The organism is Cohnella sp. GCM10012308, assembly GCF_042649185.1.
In the GTDB taxonomy this organism is placed as follows: Bacteria; Bacillota; Bacilli; order Paenibacillales; family Paenibacillaceae; genus Cohnella.
On sequence record NZ_JBHRYU010000019.1, the window covers coordinates 87,498 to 112,830 of the forward strand.

A 25,333-nucleotide genomic window follows, 5' to 3' on the forward strand; every position below is an offset into this window, starting at 1 on the left:
TCTAAAGCGCTACTCTGCCGCACCTACGTCATGCTGTCCGATAATCAGCGTAATCGGTTCCAAATACGCGCGCAGCGCATTCTTCTCGCCCGTCGTATCGACTTCGATATCGACGACTTTGCTGCTGACCGTGCGTTCTTCCCGGCGGTCGTATACAACCTCGAATTCTCTCAGGCCGAGCGGGTACGTGACGACCGACCAGCCGATCGCGAGCGATCCCGGCACATCCACCGCATGGGAGAAGTCGACGCGCGTCAACAATTCCTCGTTCATATCTACGATCGTCACCTGCTGCAAAATTTCCGTTTTCATCTTGTTATCCCCTTTTGCGAAAAATAGAAAAATATATGCACAGCGCCCGCGGCGCGGACAAAAAGCGTCCTATGGCTTATATCGGCGATTGCCTGGTATATTTGTGAGTATTTCAACCGTTCGATAGGAACGGCAGGATTCAACTGAAGATTGGCAAAGAAAAAACGCCTCACGCACTCTTGGGCGCAAGGCGTATTGCTGTTGTTCAAGCTTTATTTGCGGCCTTTCGGCGAGCGCGAAGGCGCTTTGCCTCTGCCCGCGCCGCCGCCCGGAGCGCCGCCGAAGCCGCCCCGTCCGCCGGAAGAAGGCTTGCGTCCGCCGTCGCGGGAACCGCCGGCCTGCGGCCTGCCGCCGCTGCGCCCGCCGGATGGCCGCTCGCTGCCGCGAGCGAAGCCGCCGGCTCCGCCGCCCGTGCCGGCGCCAAAGCTCCGCTCGCCGCGGCGGCCCGCCGATGCGCGGTCGCCGCCGCGCTTAGGCCGCTCGGCCGGCGCGCCGTACGACTTGGCGCCGCGCTCGGCCCTGCCGCCCAGCGCAGATGCGCCGGCGTAGCGGCCCTCGCCCGCGCTGCCGCCGCTGCGGGGCCCGCGCCCCGCTCCCGCCTGCGGCCTGCCGGCGCCGGCTTCGCGGCGGCCGTTGCCCGGGCCGCCCGCGCCCGGCCTGCGGCGCTGACCCTGCGGCTCCGCCGCGCGCTCTTCGGGAGGCGGGGCGAAGTATTCGCCCTGCTCCCACCACTTGGCTGCGCGCTCCTCGCCTGCGCCGCCACCGGCACCTGCCTCGCGTCCGCCGCGCGCAGGCACGCCCTTGCCGCGGCCCGCGCCCGCATTCGCCGCGCCGCCGCGCAAGCCCCGCTCCGCGCCGCGCCCGCCGGGCGCTGCTGCGCCATCTCCGCGTGCGCCGCGCACGACGCCGCCGCGTACCGCGGCGCGGCCTTCACCCCGCGCGCCGCGATCGTCTCCGCGGCTCTCGCCGCGCCGCCCGCCTCCGGCACCGCGCGTCGCGCCGCTGCGCGCTCCGGTGCCCGCAGCACCCGCGCGCTTGCCAAATGCGCCTGGCGTCCGCGCCTTCACCGTCGCGGCGCCTTCGGCCGCCACGCTGCCGCCGGCCGCGCCGATTTTGCGCCGCTCGATGAACATCCCGATGCCGTCCTCGATTACGCCGAGGTCGCCGCGGTCCTTGGGCGCGACGAACGTAATCGCCATGCCCGACTCGCCCGCACGGCCTGTCCGTCCGATGCGGTGAATGTAGCTCTCCGCATCCTGCGGCACGTCGTAGTTGTACACGTGCGTCACGCCTTCCACATCAAGCCCGCGCGCTGCGATATCCGTCGCGACCAGCAGCTGCAGCTTCGCATCCCGAAACTTTCGCATAACCTGCTCCCGCTTCGCCTGCGACAAGTCGCCGTGCAGCTCGTCGCTGCTGTACCCCAGCGCCTGCAGCGCCTCGTTCAGCGTGCTCGCGCGCCGCTTGGTGCGGCAGAAGACCATGCCCAGATACGGCTGCGTCTCCTTAATCATCGCCACCAGCGCCTCTTGCTTGGCCCGGTCGGTCGTCTCGATGACAAGCTGCGCAGTATCCTTGACCGTCACTTGCTTCGCCTTGACCGTCACTTCCTGCGGGTCCCGCAGATAACGACCGGCCAGGTTCCGGATCTTATCCGGCATCGTCGCCGAGAAGAGCATCGTCTGCCTGTCCTTGGGCGTCTTGGACATGATCTCCTCGACCTCGCCGAGGAAGCCCATGTGCAGCATCTGGTCGGCTTCGTCGAGCACCATCATGCGCACGTTGGACAGCCTGACCGTCTCGCGCCGCATATGATCGAGCAGCCGGCCCGGCGTCGCCACGATCATATGCATGTTGCCTTCCAGCTTGTGCAGCTGCGCCTCGACGTCCTGCCCGCCGTAGACCGCCAGCACGCGCACGCCTTCGTAGGCGGGCAGCAGCTTCTTGATCTCCGCCGTAATCTGGATCGCGAGCTCGCGCGTCGGCGTCACGATCAAGCCTTGCAAATACGGCACCTCCGGCTTGATCCGCTCGAGCATCGGCAGCACGAACGCAAGCGTTTTGCCCGTACCCGTCTGCGCCTGGCTGATGACGTCCTTGCCCGTCAGAGCAACCGGGATCGTCTGCGCCTGTACCGGCGTCGGCTGCTTGATGCCCAAGCTATACAATAATTCGGATGCGCGTGCCGCCACACCCAATGGTCCAAACTCTGCCACAATAGCACCTCATTTATATTCGCGGACCGCTGCCGCGCATTCGTACTCCTATCCTACCACATTACGTGCCCTTTTCCGCATTTCGGCTAAGCCTTAATTTTAGTGGCGCCCTGTCCTTATTTTACCCGTTTGAGCGGTATCCCCTTCGATCAGGACGCATCTTTTTCCCTGACTTAAGGGGATATTGTTCAAACTTCCCGCATGACTATGGCTCCTGACTTAAGGGGATACCGTTCAAACGTCCGGGCATTAAAAAACGACTGCGCCGGACGTTGCCCGGGCAGCCGTATTCCAGTAGTTACAGCCAGAGCACCAGCGCCAGCACGACAGCCAGCACGATGCGATAGATAGCGAACGGCACGAGCTTGATCCGGTTGATCAGGTTCAGGAAGAACCGGATGGCCACCAGCGCGACCAAGAACGCGGCGATAAAGCCTGCGATGTAAAAAGGCAGCATGTCGGTCGTTATGTACTGATAGTTCTTGAGCAGCGTGATGAGACTCGCGCCTGCCATAATAGGCACGGCCATGATAAAGGTGAAGTCCGCCGCCGCACGGTGGCTGAGACCGAGCAAGACGCCGCCCGAGATCGTCGAGCCGGACCGCGAGAAGCCTGGCCACAGCGAGAAGCACTGGATCAAGCCGATCGTAAACGCCTGCTTGTAGGTAATCTGGTCCACCGTGTTCACCTTCGGCTGCTTCGGCCCCAGACGGTCTGCACCGATCATGAGGATGGCGCCCAACACGAGGCCGACAAGCACCGTCTCCGTGGAAAAAAGGTGTTTCTCGATCATATCGTCAAACAGGAAGCCAAGAATACCGGCCGGGATGAGTCCCACGATGACTTGCATCAGCTTGAGCCGTCCTGTGCCGGAACCGCTCCATTCTCCCGTGCCTTCGTGTTCCGCTTCGATGCGGGCGTCTTTGCCTTTGAGTTTTCTAAGACCGAGCAGGTCCATGAACCGCCGCCAGAACAATACGACGACCGCCAGGATCGAGCCGAGCTGGATAACAACCTTGAATGCGACTGCCGCATCCGAGCCGAGGAAGTTCTCGGTCTTGAGCCACAGGTCGTCCACGATGATCATGTGACCCGTAGAAGAGACGGGCGCAAACTCCGTGACGCCTTCGACGATGCCGATGATGATGCCTTTTAGAATTTCCAGGAATGACATATGTACGCTCTACTCCCTTTCCCGATTCCGATTTCCTATGGTCTAGTTTATAGGGAACGCAGGGTCCTTGTCTAATGGACTGGGGCCCAGGCTTCCGCTACTATAGTACCCTTCGGGGAAGGATTCGAGCGCGTCGGCGCGAGATAAGCGTCTTTTTCTAGGCAAGCACTAGGCGAAAAACGTCTGGGGATACTTCAGCTCCCCGTACTTCTCCTTGCGCGTCTCCCTGAGGCGGGCCAGCTCTCCCTCCGCCAGCTCGAGCACCATGAACACGTCGTCCGGCACGTCGAACTGCATCAGGACGAGCCCGCTATCCACGGCAGGCTTGAAGCCGAATCGCGGATAGTAGGACGGATGGCCGATGAGAAAAATCAGCTTGTAGCCCAGCTGCCCCGCCCTGCGGATGCCCTCCTTGATCAGCTCGCTCCCGATTCCGCGGCCCTGCGCGTCGGGCAGCACGCCGATCGGCGCCAGCACGAGCGTGTCCTCTAGTTCTTGACCGTCCACGAGCTCCGCTTTACTGATCAGCATATGCCCTTCGACTCGGCCGGAAGTCTCCGCTACGAGCGACAGCTCCGGCACGAAGCCGGCGGACTCGCGGATGCGGTCCGCGAGCCGGCTCTCGTCCTCCCGTCCGCCGAAGGCGGCCAGATGAACCTGCCTGACCGCTTCGATATCTTCATTCGTTTCCTTGCGAATTGTCGTCATCTTGTCTCTCTCCTTGCTTCATTTCGCCGCCGCTTCCGTTTCCTCGGCGCCGGTAAGTTCCATCGCGGCGCCGCCCTGCAGCTGGTACATCGCATAGTATTTACCCTGCAGCCGCATCAGACGCTCATGATCGCCGCGCTCGACGATGACGCCGTGGTCCAGCACGAGAATCTGATCGGCCTGACGGATTGTGGACAGCCGGTGGGCGATGACGAACGTCGTCCGCCCTTTCTTAAGCACGTCCAGCGCCGCTTGGATGATAGCCTCGGTCTCGGTGTCGATGCTGGCCGTCGCCTCGTCCAGGATGAGAATCGCCGGGTCGTAGGCCAGCGCCCGGGCGAAGGAGATCAGCTGCCGCTGTCCCGCGGACAGCGTCGCGCCCTTCTCGATGACGGGCTCGTCGAGTCCGCCCGGCAGACTCATGAACATGTCGTAGGCGCCGACGTCGCGAAGCGCCTGCTCGACGCGCTCCCGCGTGATCGCCGGGTTGCCAAGACTTACGTTCGATGCGATCGTCCCCGTGAACAGGAACGGATCCTGCAGCACGATGCCCATGTGCGTACGCAGCTGCTGCTTCGGAATATCGCGAACGTCTACGCCGTCTACCTTGATGCTGCCCTCTTCAATATCGTAGAAGCGGAACAGCAGGTTTAGAATCGAACTTTTACCGGAGCCCGTGTGACCGACGAGCGCGACCGTCTCGCCCTGGCGGGCGTGGAAATTGACGTCCTTCAATACGTTCTCGCCCTTTTTGTAAGCGAAGGTCACGTGCTCGAAGCGCACGTCTCCGCCGCTGCGAGGCGCGGCGCCCGGCTCGACCGGAATGCCCGGCTGATCCAGCAGCTCGAATACGCGGGACGCGGATACCCGCGCGGTCTCCAGATTGGACAGCTGATTGACGATGCCGACGATCGGCTGGAACATGCGGTTCATGTAATCGATGAACGCATACAACACGCCGACCGTGACGGCGCTGCTTAAAGATCCGCCCCAGAACATCCAGAGAACGGCCAGGAAGATCAGATTGCGCACGACGTTTACGAGATTGTGGGAAGTAATCGAGTTCAGGCTGACCAGCTTCGTCTGGTGATTGAAGTAATCCTCGTTGAGCTCGTCAAACTCCTTGGCCATCTTTTTCTGCCTGCCGAACGCTTGAATGATCGTCATCCCTTGGATGGACTCGTTGATCATGCCGTTGATATCGCTCAGCTTCGCGCGAATTACATTGTTAAGCTTGCCTGCGTACTTGCGGTACAGGACGATCCAGATCGCGAGCATCGGAATGAGCGGCAGGGCGATAAGCGCAAGGCTCGTATCGAGCAGGAACAGCGCCCCCAGAATCGCGGTCATATAGACGATGCCGGAGAAGAAGTTGGCCAGTACCGCCACGAACAACTCGCGTACGGCTTCGGTGTCGTTGGTAATGCGCGAGACGACCTTGCCTGCGGGCAGGTTGTCGAAGTACTGCACCGGCAGGCGATGCGTGTGCGCGAATACGTCCTCGCGCATGCGCTGCACGATTCGGTTTGCCGACGTCTGCAGCAGCAGCTTCTGCCCGTAAGTGAAAGCCGCGGCTAGCAGCAGCAGTCCGAAATAGGCGGCGGCCAGCTGCAGCAGCATCGGCACCTCCGGCTTGTAGAACGCATACAATTCGCCCTTCGTCAGCTTTGTGGCCGCATATTGTGCGCTGCGCCCGTCCTTGGCGGTCACGGTCATCGTGCCGTCCGAGACCGACCGGGCGCCGTCGAATGCCAAGTCGCTGTCGATCCAGTAGTAGCTGCGCTTCTCCTGGAGTACGCGTCTGGCCGATTCAGGGCTGCGGTCCGCGCCGGCCGGCAGATGGTCGCTTCTCACATACCAGTTGCCCTGGTAGGAGATCGCGTCGCTCTGCTTGGCCTGGACCTGGTACCAGGTTTTTTCGATGCCCAGAATGTTCTGGTCGATCATCCGCTTGGCCAGCAGCGGTCCGAGCAGCTCGGCGCACACCGCCAGCGCCAGCATCACCAACGCCCAGACGATCGTTTTCTTATATAGCAGTGCGTAGCGGAATAAACGCTTGCCTGTCATGATTGGTCACCTTCATTTCTTTCTCTTCTCTTCGCTTTGTAGGGCGTCCTTAGTGTCCTGCGTCGAGTCGCGTCCGCGAGTTACGTCGCTTAACCTTCGACGATCGCCTCGAGCTGCTGCCGATCGTACTGCTCTTTATACCAGCCGCCGTGCGCCAGCAGCTCCTCGTGCGTGCCCCGCTCGACGACGTAACCTTCGTCCAGCACGAGGATGAGGTCCGCGTGTTGAACCGCGGACAGCCGATGCGTCGCGATAAGCGTCGTCTTGCCGGCTCGCTCCGTACGGATGCCCTCGATGATCTCGGCCTCTGTCCTCGCGTCGACGGCGGACAGCGCGTCATCCAGCATGAGGATCTCCGGATCCGCGATCATCGCGCGGGCGATGCTCACCCGCTGCTTCTGCCCGCCGGAGAGCGCCACGCCCTTCTCGCCGACCAGCGTCTCGAGCCCGTCGGGCAGGAATACGATGTCCTTGGCGAACGAGGCCCGGACGAGCGCATGCTGCAGCGTCTCCGGCGTGGCCTCCTCCTGACCGAACAAGATGTTCTCGCGGATCGTGCGGGAGAACAATATCGGGTTCTGCGGTACATAACCGACCCATGAGAGCAGACGGTCGATGCCGATGTCCTGGATCGGCACGCCTGAGATCGACACTTCACCGCTGCCTGCGGGATATTCCCGCAGCAGCTGCTTGAGCAGGGTCGTCTTGCCGCTGCCGGTGCGTCCGACGATGCCGAGCGTCTGGCCGCGTTTCAGCTCGAAGCCGACGTCGATCAGATTGTCTACCGCCGACGACGGATAGCGGAAGGTCAAAGCCTTGAACGCGAGCGTGTCGGGTGCCTTCACTTCGGTGAGCCGCTGCGGGTCCTGGACGTCCGGCACGTAGCCGAGCGTCTCGTTGACACGGTCGAGCGATGCGTTGCCGCGCTGCATGATGTTGATCAACTCGCCGATGGCGAACATCGGCCAGATCAGCATGCCGAGGAAGATGTTGAAGGAGACGAGCTCTCCGAGCGTGATCTCGCTCCGGAAAACCAGATAGCCGCCGTAGCAAACGCCGATAATATAGCTCAGTCCGATCAGAACCTTATTCGTCGGCTCGAACAGCGCGTCGATGCGAGCGACCGCGATATTGCGTTCCAGCACTTCGTTCGTCTTCGCGTGAAACCGCTCCTCGTCCGCCTTTTCCTGTACGTAGGCGCGAATGACGCGAACGCCCGTCACCGATTCGAGCACCTGGTCGTTCAGCTCTCCGAACGAATCCTGCGCCTTCATGAAGCGGTCGTGGATCTTGCCGCCGAAATGCTTCATCGCCAGCGCGATAAGCGGCAGGGGCAGCATGGCCGCGAGCGTCAGCTTCCAGCTGATGAGTCCCGCCATGATGATTAACAGCGTCACCATGAAGATGGACGAATCGATCAGCGTTAAAATGCCGAAGCCGGCCGTATTCGAGATGGCCCACAGATCGTTCGTCGCGCGCGCCATCAGGTCGCCCGTCCGGTTGCGCTCGTAGAACGTCGGCGTCATCCGCAGCAAATGACGGATCAGCTTCGTACGGAGCAGCCGCTCGAGCATCATCGAGCCCCCGAACAGCTGGTACATCCAGACGTAGTTGATGCCGTAGCCGACGATTGTCACCCCGAGCCACAGCACGACGATCTGATAGAACTCCGCCTGCGACATTGTCCCTTGCTGAATGCCGTCGATCGTGTTGCCAAGCAGCTTGGGGGGCAAGATGTCGATGATGCCCGCGATCGCGAGCAGGACGACCGCGATCGTATACCGCTTCCAATGCGCTCTGAAAAACCACTTTAACTTGATAAGTACGCTAAGCATTTTTTTCCCTCTCTTCTGTTCCCGCTTGCATCCAAGCATGCAAAAAAGGCGCACCGCCCGTAAGCGATACGCCTATTCTATGCATTCGTTCCCGGTTTTCGAACGTTCGTTCGTTCCGGGGCGAATAAGAAAGGGCGCGCGATTACGGATACGTAACCGCGCGCCCTTGGTATCCATCGTTGGATTAAACGGGCTTTAACGGATTACGTTCGCTTACAAAGGCAGCAACGACAGCGGCTGGAACAATCATGAATGTACGCATCGAACGCAATCCTCCCTTCAATTGTGAAATGTATTTGACATTTGACACTTTACCATCGGTCCACGGAAACTGTCAATGGGTTGCTTGGAAAATCACGGATACCGCCTGTCCCTACGCTTGAAGCAGCCGGTGCTAAGGGTATAACAGAAGTATAGTTACCGCAGCTCCTTTGCGGATCTGAGCGAAAGGCGGCGCCCTTATGGGGTTTATACTCGTCTACATACTGATCGTATTTCTCGTCGTCGAAATCTCCGCCATCCTCATGCGAGCGACGGGATTAGAGCATCCTATCGCGCGCTTTCAGGTCGTCTCGCTCCTGACCGGCACCGGCTTCACGACCAAGGAGTCCGAGCTGATCCTCGGACATCCCGTACGCAGACGGATCGGCATCTTTTTGATTCTGTTCGGCGCCTTCTCGCTAGCGGTCATGATCTCCTGCGTGAGCGCTATCCTGGCTCCCGACTTTCACCTTTTTCCGCTGTCCATCGCTTCCGGCGTGCTGTTCATCGCTTATGTCTTGCTGCGCATGCCTGCGGTCGGCAAGCTGCTGGAGAAGCGTATGAGCGGCGCCTTCCGCCAAACCTTCGCGATCCACGAGCTGGCGATTCAAGAGGTGCTATACTTGGAGAAAGAAGATGCCTTCATCGATATTCCGATCGGCGAGGCGTCGCCGGCCATCGGCCGTACGATCAAGGAGCTGTGCGACCGGTTGCCGGACGTGAATATTCTCCTGATCAAGCGCGGCACCGTCGCGATCCGCGACAGTCGCATGGAGACGCCGCTGGAGGCGGGAGACGTGTTGTACGTATACGGAAGCATGAGACAGATAAAGCGCACCTTCGGCAAAGAGCTTGAAGCGAAGAAGGCTATGGAACGTGACGAAAGGCAGGCGGTCTCCCCTTTATGAAAAACGAGCGCACGGGCGCTGTACAACCGTTTCATCACGGGGACGCGACGGATCAGCCGATCCGAGAGGCGAATTTTCAATTTCTATTTCCTTTCTCCCTGACGACAGATTGCCACAAGGACGTTAAAAACACGCTGGAGCGGGAAGGCTTCACCGCCTTCCGGCTAAGCGCGCTGGAGCTGGAAAATGCGTTCTACGGCCCGAAGCATCGCGTGTCGCATCGGGATATGGAGCGTTATTACCTGCCGTTCACGAACCATGTGCTGTTCCCGTCGGAGGACAACGAGGTGAGCTTCCAGCGCATGAGCAAGGCGATGGGGACGACAGCCGTGCTGCAGACGCGGTATTTCGATGCGCCTTTTGTCCTGCACGCCGTTGACGTCGTGCTCTGTCCGTTCGACACCGGCTTCATCACGCTTCGTGTCCAACTGGCCAAGGAGAATATCACCTTGACCGAAGCCATCGAATTCGCCGATCGTCTTCGCGCGCTGCAAGACGCCCATAGCGAGGACCGCGCCGCGAACGTCGTGTACGAGGGAGCGTGCTACAAAGAGGTTCAAGATTTTATATTTCAGGCCATCGTGCCGCACATGGTCGAGCACCTCGACCGCACGCCGATGGACGGCGCTTACTTCGAGGAGCTGCCTTATCTGATCGACGAGCGCATGTACGTCATGGCGAGCTATGCTTTTCCCGAGCATACGGACATCTCACTACTAGACCGCTACCGCGCTTCGAGGCTCGACGGCCTCGACGACAATGGGGACCCGTATATCAGCGCTTACTACATGCCTTACATCGAGGATTATTGCCGGGACACCGGCCTCGAGCGATGGGCGCCGTACGCCTACTATCAGACCGACGAGAGCTGCTTCTGCTGCCTGAGCAGCCTGCCCGAGCGCAAAGCGGACGCCATCGTCAACAAAATGTACGGCGAATACTATTACGGACTGCTGCTGAACCTTTTTCACCGCATCGTTCTGCTCAAGCTGTCGAATGCGTATTCCCGCGTCCAGATGGAGCGCGACTCGGAGAAGACGGAGTTGCTCATCCGCGACATTACCACCTTCTCCGCCAAATACAACTTTCTTGAAGTCGTCTCGCAGTCCCAGGGGCGGGAGATTTTTCTCCAGCTGCGCAGGATGTACGGCAACGACGAGCTATTCGAAGACGTCAAACAGACGCTCAACGACTTGTTCAAGTACCAGGAGAACGCCAACTCGCGCCGCTCCAGTTATTTGCTGAACATCCTCACCATCTATACCGTCATCAGCGGCATTTACGGCATGAACCAGGTCATCGAGGATCTCAAAAATCCGATCAAGTGGAGCAAAATGTCCAGCTACTCGCCTTTCGAGTGGCTCGCGCTGGTCGTCACCTGCAGCGGTCTGCTCGTCGCATTCCTTCTGTCGGGCAATATTCTGTGGAAATGGGGCCGTGAACTGCTCAAGCGGTTCAGAAGCTGATCCTCGCTAATGCCGCCTGCGCGAGCGGATGCATGCGTCAACGTCCGCTGTTGCATCGGCAAGAAGAGGGCATGTGCCGGGGGGCTATAGGCCCCTTTTCACCCGTTTTAACGATATCCCCTTCGCTCAGGAAATGGGCTGCAAAAAGCGGAAGCCTCTTCTGTGATCTTACCTGGGCTTGCAGGCAGAGTAATAGCAGATCACGCACACCTGTACACTTGCACACTTAGGCGTTCTTGAACTTATGATGCAACCACTCGACGGGATTCTGCGCGTTTAGAACGCCACTCAATCGGATGCACCCCGAACCCTTTTCCAACCAGATCTCGATAGATGATCGTAGCCGTCGTGCCGCACAAGCCCATCAATTCAACCATCGACCCGCTGCGAAGCATGCGACGAAAACAAAACTCATCCAAATACGCCTGCAGATGCTTTGGTCCGATCCCTCCGAATGTCCGGGCCAGCCACCTGACGGCTTCCGTCCATAATACATGGAGTCCCGAACGCTCTTTGCGATTGCGGCGATCAAAGATCTTTACTTCGCTGGAATCATTGGCATGATGCTGCAAAAACCGCCCGATAACGCCCCCAGCGTCCTGGCCGGCTCTCGTGCATTCCACGCGCTTGATCTTCAATTGCTTGACCATATCCGTCTGTTCATTGACCGAAGCGCCAACGACTACAGACTGCGACTTATCCACTTGCGCCGCGCCATTGCCGCTATAATGACGGTGGAATTCATATCCGTAAAACTCGCCAAGTAACTGTAGACTCCCTTCTAAAGGGAGCCCGGCATCCCGCTGCTCGATAGCGTAGCGAAGCTTGTGGTTCATTAGCCATGCGGTCTTATAGGTCACCTGAATGAGCTCGGACAGCAGCTTGGCGCTGATGCCGATCTGCATCAGATACATCGCCTGAAACCACTTGCACAACGGCGTGCGTGTGCCTTCGAGTATCGTCCCTGCCGTCAGCGAGGTCTGATGCCTGCAGGAGACGCACTCAAACAGCCCGCGCCCCCTTGAGGAAACGCGATAATAATGTGGATACGAACAGCGAGGGCACCTGTAGCCTTCAGGCCACTTCGCTATAAAGAGGGCGCCCTCGCAATCTTCCTCGCTATAAGTCGGTATCCCGTCTCCGATCGAATATCGGCTTCCGCTCATCGCAGCTCACTCCACAGAGAACATTTGTTCTTATTTTAGCAAAATGAGGATTGAGTGTCTACTGATTTTTTGTGCTTTTGGCGGGGGAAAAAGCTTCGCAAATCCGTACGTGTCCCCCCTCTCCTGAGCAAAGGGGATATTGTTAAAACGTATCGCGCTAGCTATACGACTGCCCCTGATTGAAGGGGATATCGTTAAAATGCGGCGACGGGCACGGCTCTGTCACATAAAAAAGAGAACGCCGAAACGCCCTCTACAGGGCGTCTTGCGTTCTCTAGACGGTGGAGCCCCGGCGGTTCAGACAATTAGAAAATGAACCGACTCCTTGCAATATTCGCAGTGCTGCGGCGGATCCCAGGCGGAGAACTTGGTCTCCTTCAAATTGACGAGATCGGGCGCGTCCTCGTATTCGTCGACGAAGGTGTCGATCGCGAGCTCTACGTGTTCTTTACATACGCAATACATGATGAGATATCCTTCCTCTTGCCGGAGATCGGCTCATGTGGTTAGCCGTCGTTCTCGGTCTTTTCGACGAGCTTCACGCTGAGCTCGCCCTTCTTGCCGTCCCGATAGTAGGTAATATCTAGCGTATCCCCGATTTTGGTCTTCGTATACAAATACTTGCGCAAATCGAGGGTGCTGCTGATCGGATGGCCGTCGAGCGATACGATAATGTCGTTAAAGGCAAGACCTGCCGCTTTAGCCGGGCCGACGGCTTCGAGAACGACCACGCCATCGGTAACGCCGTCCGGTATGACGAGCTCATCGCCCGCCGGAACATCGTCGTCGTCGCCGTTCGAATCCGGCGTAGCCTCGGCGTCTCCGTCGTCGGACGGCGCTTCGTCTTCCGATCCTGCCTTATTGTCCAGGTAGATGGACAGATCCATCGAGTAGACGCCCAGATACGGACGCTTTATTTTGCCGTGCTCCATCAATTGGTCCACAATCGGCATGGCGTCGTCGATCGGAATCGAAAATCCGATGCCCTCTACGCTCGTATCCGCGACCTTCATGCTGTTAATCCCGACGACTTGACCATTCAGGTTGACGAGCGCGCCGCCGCTGTTGCCCGGATTGATCGGTGCCGAGATCTGGATGACCTCTTCCTCCCAATCGTAGACACCGTCTTGGTTGAGCGAGATCGGCACCGTCGTCTTCAAGTTGGAGACGATGCCGTTAGACAGCGAGTCGCTGAATCCAAGCGGATTGCCGACCGCAATCACCGTCTCGCCTTTGCGCAGCTTGCCCGAGTCTCCGATGTCGGCGATTTGATTGATCCCCTTGTCGTCCGTCTCAAGAACGGCCAGGTCAGTAATCGTATCCTTGCCCACGACAGTCGCGGTCTTCTTGGTCCCGTTCGACAGGACGACCTGGAGCTTTACGCTATCCGCAATAACGTGAGCGTTCGTAATCATATAAGCCTTCCCTTTTTGCTTAAGGAAGATTACGCCGGAGCCCAGACTGGTGCCTTCTTGGATCGCCGCCTCGTTGTTCGAGGATCCGCCTTGCGTCTGATTGATGACGCTCACGACGACGGGACCCACCTTGGCGGCAGCGGAGATGATCGCCTCGTTCGTATCGTACCCGCCCGAGACGCTTGACGATATAGCCGGCGCAGCGGATCCGCTTTTGGGGCGGTCGACGGTCAGATAGAAAAGGGACGCAACCAGCACGGAGCTGGCCAGCGAAGAGACGAGCGCTATTTTCAAAGCGGAATTCTGGCGGCCCCAACGGCTCGGCCGATTCCAGGAGCCGGATGTCTCCCGACTGCTTCGCTTAACTTTGGTAGAGTAAAAATCGTCTTTGAAAAAGCCCATGAGACGCCTCCCTCGCTGACCGATTAAAAGCAAAGAAAATTGGAATGTATGGTGAGCGATTTGACTAAAATAGTAATAGATTCACAGATCCATAGCAAGCAAACCGACGACAAATCAAAATGGTAATGCAAGGAGGACAAGCGCTTGAAACCCACGTCTCCCCATTGGTCGTTCGTAGACTTCGCGGCGCAGCTCGCCGACCTGAAGGACGACCGCTATCGTCAACTGCTGGCGCTCACCACGCTGATCGAAGTGCTGGTCGACAAAGGCATCGTCACCGCAGAAGAGCTAAGGCTAAAGTCGGAAGAGATGGAAGAAGAGCTGGAGCGCCATCTGTTCTGACACACTACGCCTTCACCAGATCCCAAGGCGTCGGCCGGTCCGCGTACGTATCGCAAAGCGCAAACTCGTGCTTTTGATAGAAAACGCCGTTATCTTCTAATACGGTATTCACCGTGAGCTTCGCTAAATCCATCAAATTGTGCTCCTGGCTCAAGTGGGCGAGGTACACGCGCTTGGTGCGGCCTTCGGATACGAGCCGGCATAGCGTATCGCCAGCCGCTTCGTTCGATAGATGGCCCATATCGCCAAGAATGCGGCGCTTGATGTTCCAAGGATATCGGCCCATCCGGAGCATGTTGATATCGTGGTTAGCCTCCAGCACGAGTACGTCCGACTCCAGCAGTTGACTCATGACTTTGTCGCTGACGTACCCAAGATCGGTCGCCAGCGTCAGCTTCGTGCCGTCCGACCTGAAGCAATAGCCTACCGGCTCCTCCGCGTCGTGCGAGATTGCATACGACTCGATCCGCAGGTCGAACAGCTCCATGACGCCACCGGTCGGCAGCACCTTGCGCTGTTCGTCCGGCAGCTCGCCGACATGCTTGTTCATGGCGCCCCACGTCTTCTCATTGGCGTAGACGGGGAGGCTGTATTTGCGGGCAAAAGCGCCCAAACCTTTAATATGGTCAGAATGCTCGTGCGTCACGAAGATGGCGTCCAGCTCGCTGCCCGACACCTCTCGTTCTTGCATCAGCGATTCGATTTTTTTGCCGCTTAGACCGGCATCGATGAGCACTGTCGCCGCGCTCGAGGACACGACGGTCGCATTGCCCGTCGATCCGCTGGACAGCACCGTGAAGCGAAGTCCCATAAGCTTTGTTTCCCTTCTCTCTTCTCTCCGGCAAGGCTATATGTCTCTCTAAGGATCTTTATAGTCGCGCACTCTATTTTATTCTATCAGATTAGAGCCCCTCAGCGTTAATTACTTCGGGCGCGCTGCGAGCCTTAAGGTTCCGATAACGGCTCGAGAGAGGTCTCCTTGTCCGTGGAAACCTCGCCGCTGGCCGCATTGACGTAGAACACGCCTCCGTCTTCAAGCAGAACGCGCCAGGAGGGCGCGGCCACCTGCGTATCGGAGTTAAAAATGCCCTGGCCGTGGTAGCCGAGCTGCACTTCCTTGACGGCCGCCCCTGTCGGCAAGTATTTTTTCAGGATCAGGCTCGTAAGCGCCTGGGTTGCGGGCAGCACCTTCTGGTCCGGACCGCCCTCGGACGGCAGCGTCTCGATCAAATCCTGGCTGTATTCCTGAATTTTCTGCTCGCTGTAATAGAGAATCAGTTTGGCGTCGAAGAGAGGCAAGCCCTCAACCTTGCGATTGAACGCATATTCGCCTTCGCTCGCGCTGCCGTAATAATCGAATTGATATCTCGACAGCTCGGGAATGACGTCGCCCAGCGCCTGCAACAGCTCTTTATTATTAAATACGATACGCGTCTCTCGGGACGGCTCGATTGCAATTCGTTTGCTGCCTGCCGCTCCGGCCGGCACCTGCTGCTTGTACGTAATATCGCGCAGGCTTGGCGTATCGGTCGGGATCTTGGCTTCGATCCGAATATTCTTCTCCTGCATGATCTGCCTAGCCTCGGCGGGCAAGGAGGTCCAGTCGACCGTCGAGTCGATTCGCTCCCGCCACTCCAGCCATAGCTGATATCCGAGCACGATATTTAGCGCTAAAAAAGCGACGATGAGCACCGTCTTCGCTCTTCCCCAGTCCACCTTGCTCCCCCCTTCCGAAGAAAACGCCTATTTTCGGCCGGCTCATCCGGCGAAGCGAACTTCGCCGCTTGACGTGCGTATCGCCCATACCGGCTCCAGCACCAGCTTATCCTGCGCCAATGTCGTGCGGTAGGCCGGGAAAAGCGATGCGACCTGCTGGCCGCCTGCCGTCTGGCGAATTTTCACCAGCAGTTGATTGCCTGAAATCAGGTTGTACGGTTGCGCAGTTCCGACCTTGTCTCCCAGTACGAGCAGCGACCGCTCATAGGAGCTGACTACGCCCTGCTGCACGGTGAGCTGCATGTAGCCGAAACTGAACTCGCCGGCGGAGAGAAGCGGCACGTCGCCGTAGTATTGCTGGAACCGGATCGACGAGTCGGAATCGTCTGCCTGGGCAGAGCCCGGTGCCTGTGCCAGGCGAAACTTGCCGTTCCAGCCGCCGTGCAGATTAACGAACTGAACGGCCGAGGTGATGTTCTCGGCGGGATCGTCCCGTCCCTCGGCCCGCGCGACGGGGTCTTTGAAGGACAGCCAGCCACCGCCTTGCTCCACCTTGAGTCCTCGCTTCGTGTCCGCATAGATCTGAGCGCCGTCCTGACTATCCTGGATCATTTTTGTCGTTGTCGGGTCGTTGAAGAGGTTGCGCTGCATCTGGTCGGCCGTATACTTGGTGAAGCCCACCTCGACGCGGCTCAGCGCAAGCGATTGATCCGGCACGTAGACGCCGTTGGCCCAATAGCTGAACGGCTTCCAATACTGGCCGAAGCCGACGCTCTGCTCGACGTCCTGCGCGGTCAGGTCGACTTGAGCGGCCTCATACACCTCGGTGCCGTCGGCGTTCAGGAAGAAGCTGCGCACTTCTCCGCTGTCGGGACGGGCGAATATCCAGATTCGGTCGACCGATCCCTCGGCGAGGATCGCCTCGCCGTCGATGCCTTTGAATGCGCGCTGCAGCATCGAAAAGGGGATATTGCGCCCGAAGCGGATCTCGATGCCCTCGTCCTGCCGACGCACCTGCTCCCAATCGATCGCTCTCGCTTCGGCTCGCTGGAAGCCTTTGAACTCCCGGCTCGACAGCTTATCCAGTACCATTCTGTAAAAAGTGTCTTGCGGGTAGAAAACGGTATGCTTGTCCTGCCCCATGTGAATGACGAGCGATTCCGGGAAAAGCAGATTTTCAACCTTCTCTTCCGGCCCCAGTTCTTCGGTTTTGACGTAATCCTGCTCGGTCTTCACCTGGGTCTCCAGGTTCGGCATGCTGTAGGCCAGGAAATAGCTCTGCACGAGACTAAGGACGACGAGCAGCGCGAGCGCGACGGATTTGGCTTTATCGATCAAGCGTACTCACTTCCTTCCTGCACCATCGGAAGCATGACCGTCACGGTCGTACCGACTCCCTGCTCGGAATCGAGGAGTATGCTGCCGCCGTTGACGCGGACGATTTCCCGGGCAATCGACAGGCCGAGCCCCGTGCCGCCCATATTGCGCGAGCGCGCCTTGTCCACGCGATAGAAGCGGTCGAAAATATGCGCCAGATCCTTCTTCGGAATCCCGATGCCCGTATCGCGCACGGACACCGAGAGCTGTCCAGACTCGGTCGGTCCCGCGGTCAGGCGAACCGAACCGCCGTCGAGGGTGTACTTGATCGCATTGGACACGATGTTGTCGAGCACCTGATCGATGCCGTCGCGATCGATCCATACCTTGGACAGGTTCGGATCGACCTCGACCTTGACCGTGATCGCCTTCTGCCGCAGCTGCAGCGAAAAGCGGTCGACGACGTCCTCCATCATCTCGCCGACGTCGGTCATCTGGCGCCGGAGCTGCGCCTGCTTGGAGTCGAAGCGCGACAGATGGAGCAAGTCGTTGACGAGCCGGATCATGCGCTCCGTCTCGCTGCGGATGACGCCGACGAAGCGCTCCGCAAGCGGCGGCTCGGCGAGCGCGCCGTCGTCGAGCGCCTCGGTGTAGCTCTTGATCGTCGTAAGCGGCGTACGCAGCTCGTGCGAAACGTTCGCGACGAACTCGCGACGCGAATTGTCGAGCTTCTCGGCCTCCGTCACGTCGTGAAGCACGGCGATGACACCGACTACGCCCTTGTCTCTGCGGCGGATCGGCGTGAGCGACGCACGGAAGACAAGCTCTTCCTCGCTGACGGGCTGCATGCGGGAGATCAGGCGCGTCGATTCCTTGCCTTCGAGCGTGCCGGCTATGGCGGCCTTGTCGATGGCCAGGCATTCGGACAGGGTCATCCCTTCGATCGTCTCCTGCCCGAGCATCGCCCGGGCGCGGCGATTGGCGACGATGACGCGCCCGATCTCGTCCGTGGCGAGCACGCCGTCGTTCATGTTGGAGAGGATGGACGAGAGCTTCTCGTTCTCCTCCTCGTTAATGGACAGCGCCTCGCTGAGCCGCTCGGTCATCTCGTTGAAGGCCGCGCTGAGCTGGCCGATCTCGTCGTTCCCGAGGATCGGCACCCGCTCGTCGAAGCGGCCTTCGGCAACGGCCGTGACCTGCAGCGTGAGCGCCTTGATCGGAGAGGTGATCGTTCCCGACAAAAGGATGCCGAGCACTGCCGTTAATCCTAGCGCGAGCAGCATGCCGGAGACGAAGATGCGATTGATTCGTTCCACCGTATTGTAGAGCTCGGACATGGAGGCGACGACATAGACCGCGCCGATCACTCTGTCGCCGCTTAGGATCGGCTTGGCAATGACCTTCTTGCGGCTGCGGTCCTCGTCAATCAGCTCGCCCGTATTGTCGCTGATGCCCTGGAGCGCGCGGCTGACGAGAAGCGACGTATTTTTGCGGCCGATGTAGCTCTGATGAGACTCGAGCGAGGTGGAGAGCACGCGCCCGCTGGCGTCGAGCACCTGGGTCTCCGTGCCGTTCTGGCTAAAGAGGCTGCCGACGAGTTGCTTGAGCGACTCGATGGCTTCGTCGGAGCGGTTGCCCTCGCCGTCCTGCTTGGCGAATTCCCCCGAGCCAAGCAGGACGGCGAGCAGTTGCGCTTGCGTATTGATATTCGAAGTGAAGTTGTCGATAAGCGACTTCTTCATCGTGCTGATAAAGTAGACGCCGATCAGCTGCACCGCGATGAGGATGAGCAGGAGCACCATCATGATCAGCTTCGCCTGAATCGTGCGCAGCGGCGCGAACAGCTTCATCCCCCGTACCCGCCCGCCATCTTCGGACTCCGCATCAGATAGCCGAGGCCTCTGCGGGTCATAATCAGCTCAGGCTTGCTCGGATCGTCCTCCAGCTTCTCTCTGAGCCGCCGGATCGTCACGTCCACCGTCCGTACGTCGCCGAAGTACTCGAAGCCCCACACGGCCTGCAGCAGATGCTCGCGCGTCATGACCTTGCCGCTGTTGCGCGCGAGGTAGTGTACGAGCTCGAATTCGCGATGCGTCAGATCCAGCGGCTGGCCATTCTTGTAGACGACGTACATATCCGTATCGATAAAAAGATTAAACAGCTTGAGGCCCTGCCGCTCCGGCTCAGCCTCCTGCTCGGCTCCCTCGCGGGGCTCGTCCAGCTTGCGCTGGCGGCGGAGATGCGCCTTGACGCGAGCTAGCAGCTCCCGCGTGCCGAACGGCTTGGTGACATAGTCGTCCGCGCCGAGCTCGAGACCCAGCACCTTGTCCAGCTCCGTATCCTTGGCCGTCAGCATAATGATCGGCGTCGACAGCCGGCTGCGAACCTCGCGGCAGACATCCATGCCGTCCTTGACCGGCAGCATCAAGTCAAGGAGGATCAAGTCCGGATCGTGCTCGAACGCGAGCTGCACGGCCTCTCCGCCGTCAAAGGCGCAGATGACCTCGTAGCCCTCTTTTTCCAGGTTAAACTTCAATATATCGGCGATCGGCCGCTCGTCGTCCACGACCAGAATTTTGCCCGGCATGCGCTGGCCTCCGTATCCCTGTCCCGCTTCCTCGGATCTCAATCGTCCGGCGGCTATGATTAGCCTTATTTTAACATACCCTAGGTTTCTGCCCAACAGAGAACGCCCTCCGAAAGCGCGTTTCGAAGGGCGTTTGTATGGGTAAATGTTTACAAATAATCCGCGGGGTTCTTAAGCTTGCCGTTCAAGTAGATTTCGAAGTGCAGATGCGTGCCGAAGGAGTGGCCCGTGTTGCCCATCACGCCGATGGCTTCGCCTTGCTCCACGACTTGGCCGACCTTGACGTTTATCTTGCTCAGGTGACCGTACAGGGTTTTGTATCCGTTGTTATGATTGATAATAATGGCGTTGCCGTAGCCGCTCATGCTGTCGTCCGCGAGCTCGACGACGCCGTTGTCGGCGGCCGTGACGCTGCTGCTGCCGACCAGGTCGAGACCCTTGTGGAGTCGGCCCCACCGCTTGCCGTAATAGCTGGTAATCTTGTGCCCGGATACAGGCCAAATGAAGTTGCCCGAGCCTTCGCTCGGCGTCACCTTCGTGCCCTTCAGCATGACGGTGGAGAGCGCCGGCGTTACGACTTGTGTCGATACCTGCTCTTCTTCGATGACGAGTCCGTTGCGCCTTAGCAGCTTGTAGGTAACGATGCGCTTGCCGTCCGAACCAGGCCTGACGATCTTGGATATGCCCGCTTTGAGCTCATCCGTCTTGCGAATCTCGAGCTGCGATTCGATCGTCTCCGTTTGCGTCACCGTCTCCTCGGACCGGACGTTAAGCAGGGGCTCCTGAACGGTCAGGTTCAACTGGTCGCCGATCTTGATCTTGTCTTCTTCGATCCAAGGATTGTTCTGATAAATGAGGTCCTCTGACACTCGTTGCTCGTCCGCGATGCAGCCGATGCAATCGCCGGCCTTCACCGTATAGGCGCGCTGCACGGTATGTCCCGCGATCAGCCGCTTGACGAGCGCCGCGTCGTCCTCGATCTTGCTGGCATCTACCTCGGTCGGCTCCGCGATCGCCACCGTCTCCTCGAAGGTCGCGCTGTCGTCGGCCTCAGGCGCCTGTGCCGCTTCCTTGCCCGACGCCGCGGCTTGTCCGTCGCCGGCAGCCGGTAGCTCGTCGCCGGTCTTCGAAGCTTGCGCGCTGAAGGACAGCGACTGTACTTCCTTGGCGGCCGGCTTCTTCGCATTCTTTGCGGCCGCCTCTGCAGGTGCCGGCGCGTAATGCGCCTTGATCTGCTCCAACACTCGCTCCGCGGTCTCTTTGTCCCGTACGACCGCAATGGCTTTGCCGTCGACCATCAGCTTGACGCCGGTCGGATGCGTCTTAAGCACGCCGCCAACCAGGGCCGCAACAGCCGCGTCGTCCAGCTTTTTGCCATAGGCTGCGGCATCCTTGTAAGTGACCTGCCCATCATCCAGCTCATACAAGACCTCGCCGCCCGCTTGAGCCAACTGGGCTGCCTTCACGGCGACGCTCCGATCGATGACGCTTCGGTCGCCGACGTCTCCGACATGCTCGCCGCCGATCCACACTTCCGAATAAGACAACGTATGAGCCTCTATATGTTGCTTGACGAGTACCGTGCCTCCGCCTGCCGCGACGACTGCCGCGCATAAGGCGATCGCCGTCTTGCGTCCCGCCCGGCGTTTGATCCAGACGGCCGCCCCCTTGACGGCTCCCGCAATTCGCTTGCTTCTGCTGCCGTTATTCATGGATAACTCCTCGATCGCTATGTAAGATAGATTGCCGCCGCAAAAAGCGACATCTTCAACACTGTAGCATAGCGTCTATCGGGCTATCAATGAAACGGGGCTTAGAATTCTCTCATCTAAAAGTCTACTGCGCCTCTGGAACCTTCAGCGCCTCCAGCATCGTGGCGTATTCTTTGTCGCTCAATATGGGCTTCAGCAATGCCTCCAACTGGGGTACCTCCTCTGCGCTCAAGCCGTTGCGAATCAGCCCTGTCAGCTGAGACAACTGATCGCTTGTCAGCTTGCTGACGACGACCGAGTAGATCTGCTGCTTCTCCTCGTCCGTGAGTCCGGAGACCGCCGACGAGCCGTTTTCTCCGTTCCACACAGGTACCGCTCCGTCGCCTTGCAAGCCATCATCGTCCGTAGTGTCCGGCGAAGCTGCGGCTTCCCCATTCGTCACCGAACCGCTTGGTTCCGGTCCCGGCTCCGGCGATGGCACGCTACCCGCGTTGGCGTCCGGCGTAGCTGCGTCGTCCCCGGAAGCCGCATCCGTATCAGGCGTGCCCATGCTGGATGCATCCGGTTCCCCTTGGCTCGATTCCGCACCGGCATCGGGCGTCGCAGTCGCATTCGGCTCGGAAGTACCTGCTGCCTCGCGGTTCCCGTCGTCTCCTTCCAGAGATTCCGCTTCCCCTTGCGCCGCTTTCTTTTCGCCATCCGCTCCCCACAGCTTGCCCCACACGCCGCTCATCGCGAATGGCTGCTCATCGAGCGCAATGCCGTAATCCGCCAACGCTGTCTGCACGTAGCTCGTCACGATATAACCCGTCGTCCAGATACTCAAGAAGCTGACAAGCAGCGTCGCTCCGATTAATTGTCCCGCCCAGCGGATCCATTTCCACATGATGCGTGCCCTCCGAATCTATGAAGTTTCATAGCATCAGTATGGGCAACCAGCAGGAGCGGCATTCCGTCCGGGACAAATAATGATGGCGATTCGCTGCGTTTGAACGGTATCCCTCTCAATCAGGAACGAGCTTTAGCGCAGCGTTTTAACCATATCCCCCTCGTTCAGGAACATGACTCTGCTGCACGTTTTAACGATATCCCCTTCGAACAGGAACCCATGCAACTCCTCTCTGTAAATACAAAATGGTCGCCAAAAGCCAGATACGAAAATAGCCCCTCCATCAGTAACGGAGATCCGTTCCCTGACCGAAGGGGATATCCTTAAAACGGCGTAAACAGGCTATATAGCCACCACATGCACCAGCCTAATATTTGAATCTCATGCGCAGCAGCTTGCGTATGCCCCATGCGCTAAGCGCGCATCCGAGCACAAAGCCGATATCGTAGCCCAGTTGATCGCCTGCGTTGAGCCTGAATAGCTCCGTACCCAGCATGCCCGCCACCATGGACGCGCAGAGAACGAAGCCGTAACGCAGCACAGTCTCCGCACTTTTGAATATCATCAGCTTGCCGTTGTTCTCCGTCGGATTGCGGCTGTACGCGAACTGGCCCAGGGCTAAGCTAGCGAGCGACAGCACGAGCAGGAATAACGCTTTTCCCCACTTGATGTCCAGATACTGCATGGAGGAATAATTAAAAAAGTTGAACCACGAACGGACGCGGTCTCCCCACATGATCGGCGAGTAGGAATCGTATCCCCCGCGACGCGACATTTGGATGCCATGCGCCTGCAGCGAGGAATCCAGCAGCTCGACGAACACGATCGGTAACGCGGCCAGCACCCAGGTGAGGATCGTCTGGGACGCGACGCTGCCGGTCACCGTTCCTATGAGGAGCGCGCAGGAATAGCCAGCCAGCACGACAAGCAGCGAGTAACCGAATTGGACGGCATAATAGTCTGCCCGCAAAAATTCCGAAGCTGGCGATAGCGCCAATACAGCAGCGTCAATGAGCGTATTTAGAAAAAGCGAGCCCGCGAACAATGCGGCGCCGAGCAGCCACTTGGCGAAAAAAATCCGGTTGCGCGCGTAGGGTAGCGAAAATAGCAGCTCCTGCGAGCCGTTGCGCCGCTCGACGCCGAGCTGTACGAGCGCGAGCACGAATGCCGCCAACAGCAGCCAGAATCGACCTGCTACCTCATGCGTGCCGTTATCGTACACGTATCGGTACAAATCGCCGTGCACAAAATTCATCTGAAAGCGATCGAAGTGATCCATGTTTTGACCGCTCCAGAGCCACTGATTCATGCGCGGCAGCCCCAGCGCCAGAAAGTGCACGATCGGCACTGCGAAAATGAAAAGACGCGCTTGCGCATACTCTCTGCCGAGCAGCGGCCGCATGCCGCTCCACCATGATTTAGTTCGCATACGTCTCGCCTCCAAGCTTCCAAACGTACAGATCCTCAAGCCGCACGGGCAGCGGCTCGACCAGCAACGGACTCATCGCCTCCAGCTCGGCGGCGGCCGCGCTTCCGGAAGCCACGTTCAGCAGCAGCGTGTACACGCGGCCGATATGATCCAGCACCCGGACGTCGGGAGAGCGCAGCCAAGCTTCGGGCGCTTCGCCTTGGAATACGACCTGCAGCTTCGATACGATGCCTTCGGCAGCGCCCTCCGAGGCATGCGTCTCGACGGTGCCCGAGCGCAGGATCCATATCGCGTCGGTCATCCGCTCCAGCTCCTCCAGCAGGTGCGAGGAAACGACAAGCGACATGCCGTCCGCAGCGGCTTCCATGAGTAAAGTCAGCACCTGCTTTTTGGCGATCGGATCGATTCCGTTGGTCGGTTCGTCCAGAAGCACGAGCCTAGCGCGCGTAGCCAAGCCTAGCGCCGTGCTGAACATCATCCGCATGCCTTTGGAGAAATGACGTATGTTGCGGTCGAGCGGCAGGCCAAACCGGTGCATCGTATCTTTGAAATAGGCGGGGTCGAAGCGCGGATAGATCTGACCGAACATATAGGCGGCTCCCCAGCCCGTATAGCCGTACCAAGCCTCCGGCGTGTCCGGTAGGAACACCAGCTCCCGCTTGGTCTCAGGCTCGCGGTGGATGGAGCGGCCGTCGAACAGCACTTCGCCGCCGTCCGGGTCGAGGATGCCCGACATGATCTTAAGGAGCGTCGTCTTGCCGGCGCCGTTCCGTCCGATCAACCCGGCCACCTTACCCGCTTCCAGCTCAAAGTCAACCTCCGTCAACACGGGCTTGCCGTCAATCCTTTTGCTCAGATGACGCACCGTCAGCATCGGATTCCCTCCCCTTGCCGTATTCCTTGATTTCTTCCTGCAGCCATGCCTGCAGGCGATCGCTTCCGACGCCCAGATGATGCGCCTCGACCGCGATGCGCCGCAGCTCTGCGCGCAATCGCAGCAGCCGTTCCCGCTCCATGCCCGGCTCCTCCGCAGCCTTCGCCACGAATGCGCCTTTGCCTCTCAGCGATACGATGACACCTTGCCGTTCGAGCTCTTGATAAGACTTGGCCACCGTGTTGTGGTTGACGAGCAGCGTCGCCGACAGCTCCCGTACCGAGGGGATCCGGTCGCCTTCCGCTAACGCACCCTTCGCGATCAGCGCTTTGAAGTTCTGCACGATCTGCTCGTAGATCGGCGTCGGACTTCTCTCATCGATGCGTATCATAGGGCAACCGAGTCAGCTCCTTTACGTGTATCATTGTTACATGCATCTTGTTACGTGTATGATTTTAATGTGTACCACTTTAACTAGTACACATTATACATTTGTGGAATGGTACTTGCAAACCTCTTTTTTAGCCATAAAAAAGC

Annotated in this window: 22 protein-coding genes and 1 pseudogene; 3 read left to right on the top strand and 20 right to left on the bottom strand. The window is 59.1% G+C overall.

Annotated elements, in window-relative coordinates; translation table 11 throughout:
• Window positions 1-9: 9 nt before the first annotated feature.
• From ACFOTD_RS20060 to ACFOTD_RS20085, 6 genes are all read right to left on the bottom strand, one after another.
• Window positions 10-312 (bottom strand): hypothetical protein, encoded by a 303-nt coding sequence (locus tag ACFOTD_RS20060; RefSeq protein ID WP_282912135.1) that lies wholly within the window; start codon window positions 310-312, stop codon window positions 10-12.
• A gap of 212 nt (window positions 313-524) precedes the next feature.
• Window positions 525-2,528 carry a DEAD/DEAH box helicase gene (locus ACFOTD_RS20065; RefSeq protein WP_378121721.1) on the bottom strand — a complete coding sequence of 668 codons (2,004 nt, stop codon included), beginning with the start codon at window positions 2,526-2,528 and terminating at the stop codon, window positions 525-527.
• Window positions 2,529-2,826: 298 nt separating this feature from the next.
• Window positions 2,827-3,702 carry an undecaprenyl-diphosphate phosphatase gene (locus ACFOTD_RS20070; protein WP_378121722.1) on the bottom strand — a complete coding sequence of 292 codons (876 nt, stop codon included), beginning with the start codon at window positions 3,700-3,702 and terminating at the stop codon, window positions 2,827-2,829.
• Window positions 3,703-3,870: 168 nt separating this feature from the next.
• Window positions 3,871-4,410 (bottom strand): GNAT family N-acetyltransferase, encoded by a 540-nt coding sequence (locus ACFOTD_RS20075; RefSeq protein ID WP_378121723.1) that lies wholly within the window; start codon window positions 4,408-4,410, stop codon window positions 3,871-3,873.
• A gap of 18 nt (window positions 4,411-4,428) precedes the next feature.
• Complete coding sequence (locus ACFOTD_RS20080; RefSeq protein WP_378121724.1) at window positions 4,429-6,477, bottom strand: ABC transporter ATP-binding protein; 2,049 nt, start codon at window positions 6,475-6,477, stop codon at window positions 4,429-4,431.
• 89 nt (window positions 6,478-6,566) lie between these two features.
• Window positions 6,567-8,312 carry an ABC transporter ATP-binding protein gene (locus ACFOTD_RS20085; protein ID WP_378121725.1) on the bottom strand — a complete coding sequence of 582 codons (1,746 nt, stop codon included), beginning with the start codon at window positions 8,310-8,312 and terminating at the stop codon, window positions 6,567-6,569.
• A gap of 461 nt (window positions 8,313-8,773) precedes the next feature.
• Here ACFOTD_RS20085 and ACFOTD_RS20090 point away from each other — a divergent pair, with 461 nt between their 5' ends.
• Both ACFOTD_RS20090 and ACFOTD_RS20095 read left to right on the top strand, forming a co-directional pair.
• A complete protein-coding gene (locus tag ACFOTD_RS20090; protein WP_378121726.1) occupies window positions 8,774-9,481 on the top strand; it encodes a TrkA C-terminal domain-containing protein in 708 nt (235 codons plus the stop codon).
• Entirely contained in the window at window positions 9,478-10,947 is a 1,470-nt protein-coding gene (locus tag ACFOTD_RS20095; protein ID WP_378121727.1) for a magnesium transporter CorA family protein, read from the top strand. Before ACFOTD_RS20090 ends, ACFOTD_RS20095 begins: the two co-directional genes overlap by 4 nt.
• A gap of 242 nt (window positions 10,948-11,189) precedes the next feature.
• Here ACFOTD_RS20095 and ACFOTD_RS20100 read toward each other — a convergent pair whose 3' ends face one another.
• The 4 genes and pseudogenes from ACFOTD_RS20100 to ACFOTD_RS20115 form a co-directional block, all read right to left on the bottom strand.
• Window positions 11,190-11,861: a hypothetical protein gene (locus tag ACFOTD_RS20100; RefSeq protein WP_378121781.1), complete on the bottom strand. Its 672-nt coding sequence runs from the start codon at window positions 11,859-11,861 to the stop codon at window positions 11,190-11,192.
• A gap of 78 nt (window positions 11,862-11,939) precedes the next feature.
• Window positions 11,940-12,113 (bottom strand): annotated as a pseudogene (locus tag ACFOTD_RS20105) (transposase); the annotation flags it as partial.
• 297 nt (window positions 12,114-12,410) lie between these two features.
• On the bottom strand, window positions 12,411-12,578 hold the full coding sequence (locus tag ACFOTD_RS20110; protein WP_378121728.1) for a CxxH/CxxC protein: 168 nt from the start codon (window positions 12,576-12,578) through the stop codon (window positions 12,411-12,413).
• 41 nt (window positions 12,579-12,619) lie between these two features.
• Window positions 12,620-13,930: a S1C family serine protease gene (locus tag ACFOTD_RS20115; protein ID WP_378121729.1), complete on the bottom strand. Its 1,311-nt coding sequence runs from the start codon at window positions 13,928-13,930 to the stop codon at window positions 12,620-12,622.
• 144 nt (window positions 13,931-14,074) lie between these two features.
• Here ACFOTD_RS20115 and ACFOTD_RS20120 point away from each other — a divergent pair, with 144 nt between their 5' ends.
• Window positions 14,075-14,272: a hypothetical protein gene (locus ACFOTD_RS20120; protein WP_378121730.1), complete on the top strand. Its 198-nt coding sequence runs from the start codon at window positions 14,075-14,077 to the stop codon at window positions 14,270-14,272.
• A 4-nt stretch (window positions 14,273-14,276) separates the two neighbouring features.
• Here ACFOTD_RS20120 and ACFOTD_RS20125 read toward each other — a convergent pair whose 3' ends face one another.
• The 10 genes from ACFOTD_RS20125 to ACFOTD_RS20170 form a co-directional block, all read right to left on the bottom strand.
• A complete protein-coding gene (locus tag ACFOTD_RS20125) occupies window positions 14,277-15,083 on the bottom strand; it encodes an MBL fold metallo-hydrolase (RefSeq protein WP_378121731.1) in 807 nt (268 codons plus the stop codon).
• Between the two features lie 134 nt (window positions 15,084-15,217).
• The gene (yycI, locus tag ACFOTD_RS20130) at window positions 15,218-15,988 is read right to left on the bottom strand and encodes a two-component system regulatory protein YycI (RefSeq protein WP_378121732.1); all 771 of its coding nucleotides are present in this window, start codon (window positions 15,986-15,988) and stop codon (window positions 15,218-15,220) included.
• Window positions 15,989-16,030: 42 nt separating this feature from the next.
• Window positions 16,031-17,326: a YycH family regulatory protein gene (locus ACFOTD_RS20135; RefSeq protein WP_378121733.1), complete on the bottom strand. Its 1,296-nt coding sequence runs from the start codon at window positions 17,324-17,326 to the stop codon at window positions 16,031-16,033.
• Window positions 17,323-19,155 carry a cell wall metabolism sensor histidine kinase WalK gene (walK, locus tag ACFOTD_RS20140; RefSeq protein ID WP_378121734.1) on the bottom strand — a complete coding sequence of 611 codons (1,833 nt, stop codon included), beginning with the start codon at window positions 19,153-19,155 and terminating at the stop codon, window positions 17,323-17,325. Before walK ends, ACFOTD_RS20135 begins: the two co-directional genes overlap by 4 nt.
• On the bottom strand, window positions 19,152-19,892 hold the full coding sequence (gene yycF, locus ACFOTD_RS20145; RefSeq protein ID WP_378121735.1) for a response regulator YycF: 741 nt from the start codon (window positions 19,890-19,892) through the stop codon (window positions 19,152-19,154). The genes walK and yycF overlap by 4 nt, the downstream gene beginning before the upstream one ends.
• A gap of 149 nt (window positions 19,893-20,041) precedes the next feature.
• On the bottom strand, window positions 20,042-21,604 hold the full coding sequence (locus ACFOTD_RS20150; RefSeq protein ID WP_378121736.1) for a peptidoglycan DD-metalloendopeptidase family protein: 1,563 nt from the start codon (window positions 21,602-21,604) through the stop codon (window positions 20,042-20,044).
• Window positions 21,605-21,728: 124 nt separating this feature from the next.
• Window positions 21,729-22,490: a hypothetical protein gene (locus tag ACFOTD_RS20155; RefSeq protein ID WP_378121737.1), complete on the bottom strand. Its 762-nt coding sequence runs from the start codon at window positions 22,488-22,490 to the stop codon at window positions 21,729-21,731.
• Between the two features lie 370 nt (window positions 22,491-22,860).
• Window positions 22,861-23,922, bottom strand: coding sequence for an ABC transporter permease subunit (locus ACFOTD_RS20160; protein ID WP_378121738.1), 1,062 nt, complete (start codon window positions 23,920-23,922; stop codon window positions 22,861-22,863).
• Window positions 23,912-24,796 (bottom strand): ABC transporter ATP-binding protein, encoded by an 885-nt coding sequence (locus tag ACFOTD_RS20165; protein WP_378121739.1) that lies wholly within the window; start codon window positions 24,794-24,796, stop codon window positions 23,912-23,914. The genes ACFOTD_RS20160 and ACFOTD_RS20165 overlap by 11 nt, the downstream gene beginning before the upstream one ends.
• Window positions 24,762-25,187 carry a GntR family transcriptional regulator gene (locus tag ACFOTD_RS20170; RefSeq protein ID WP_378121740.1) on the bottom strand — a complete coding sequence of 142 codons (426 nt, stop codon included), beginning with the start codon at window positions 25,185-25,187 and terminating at the stop codon, window positions 24,762-24,764. Before ACFOTD_RS20170 ends, ACFOTD_RS20165 begins: the two co-directional genes overlap by 35 nt.
• Between the last annotated feature and the right edge of the window lie 146 nt (window positions 25,188-25,333).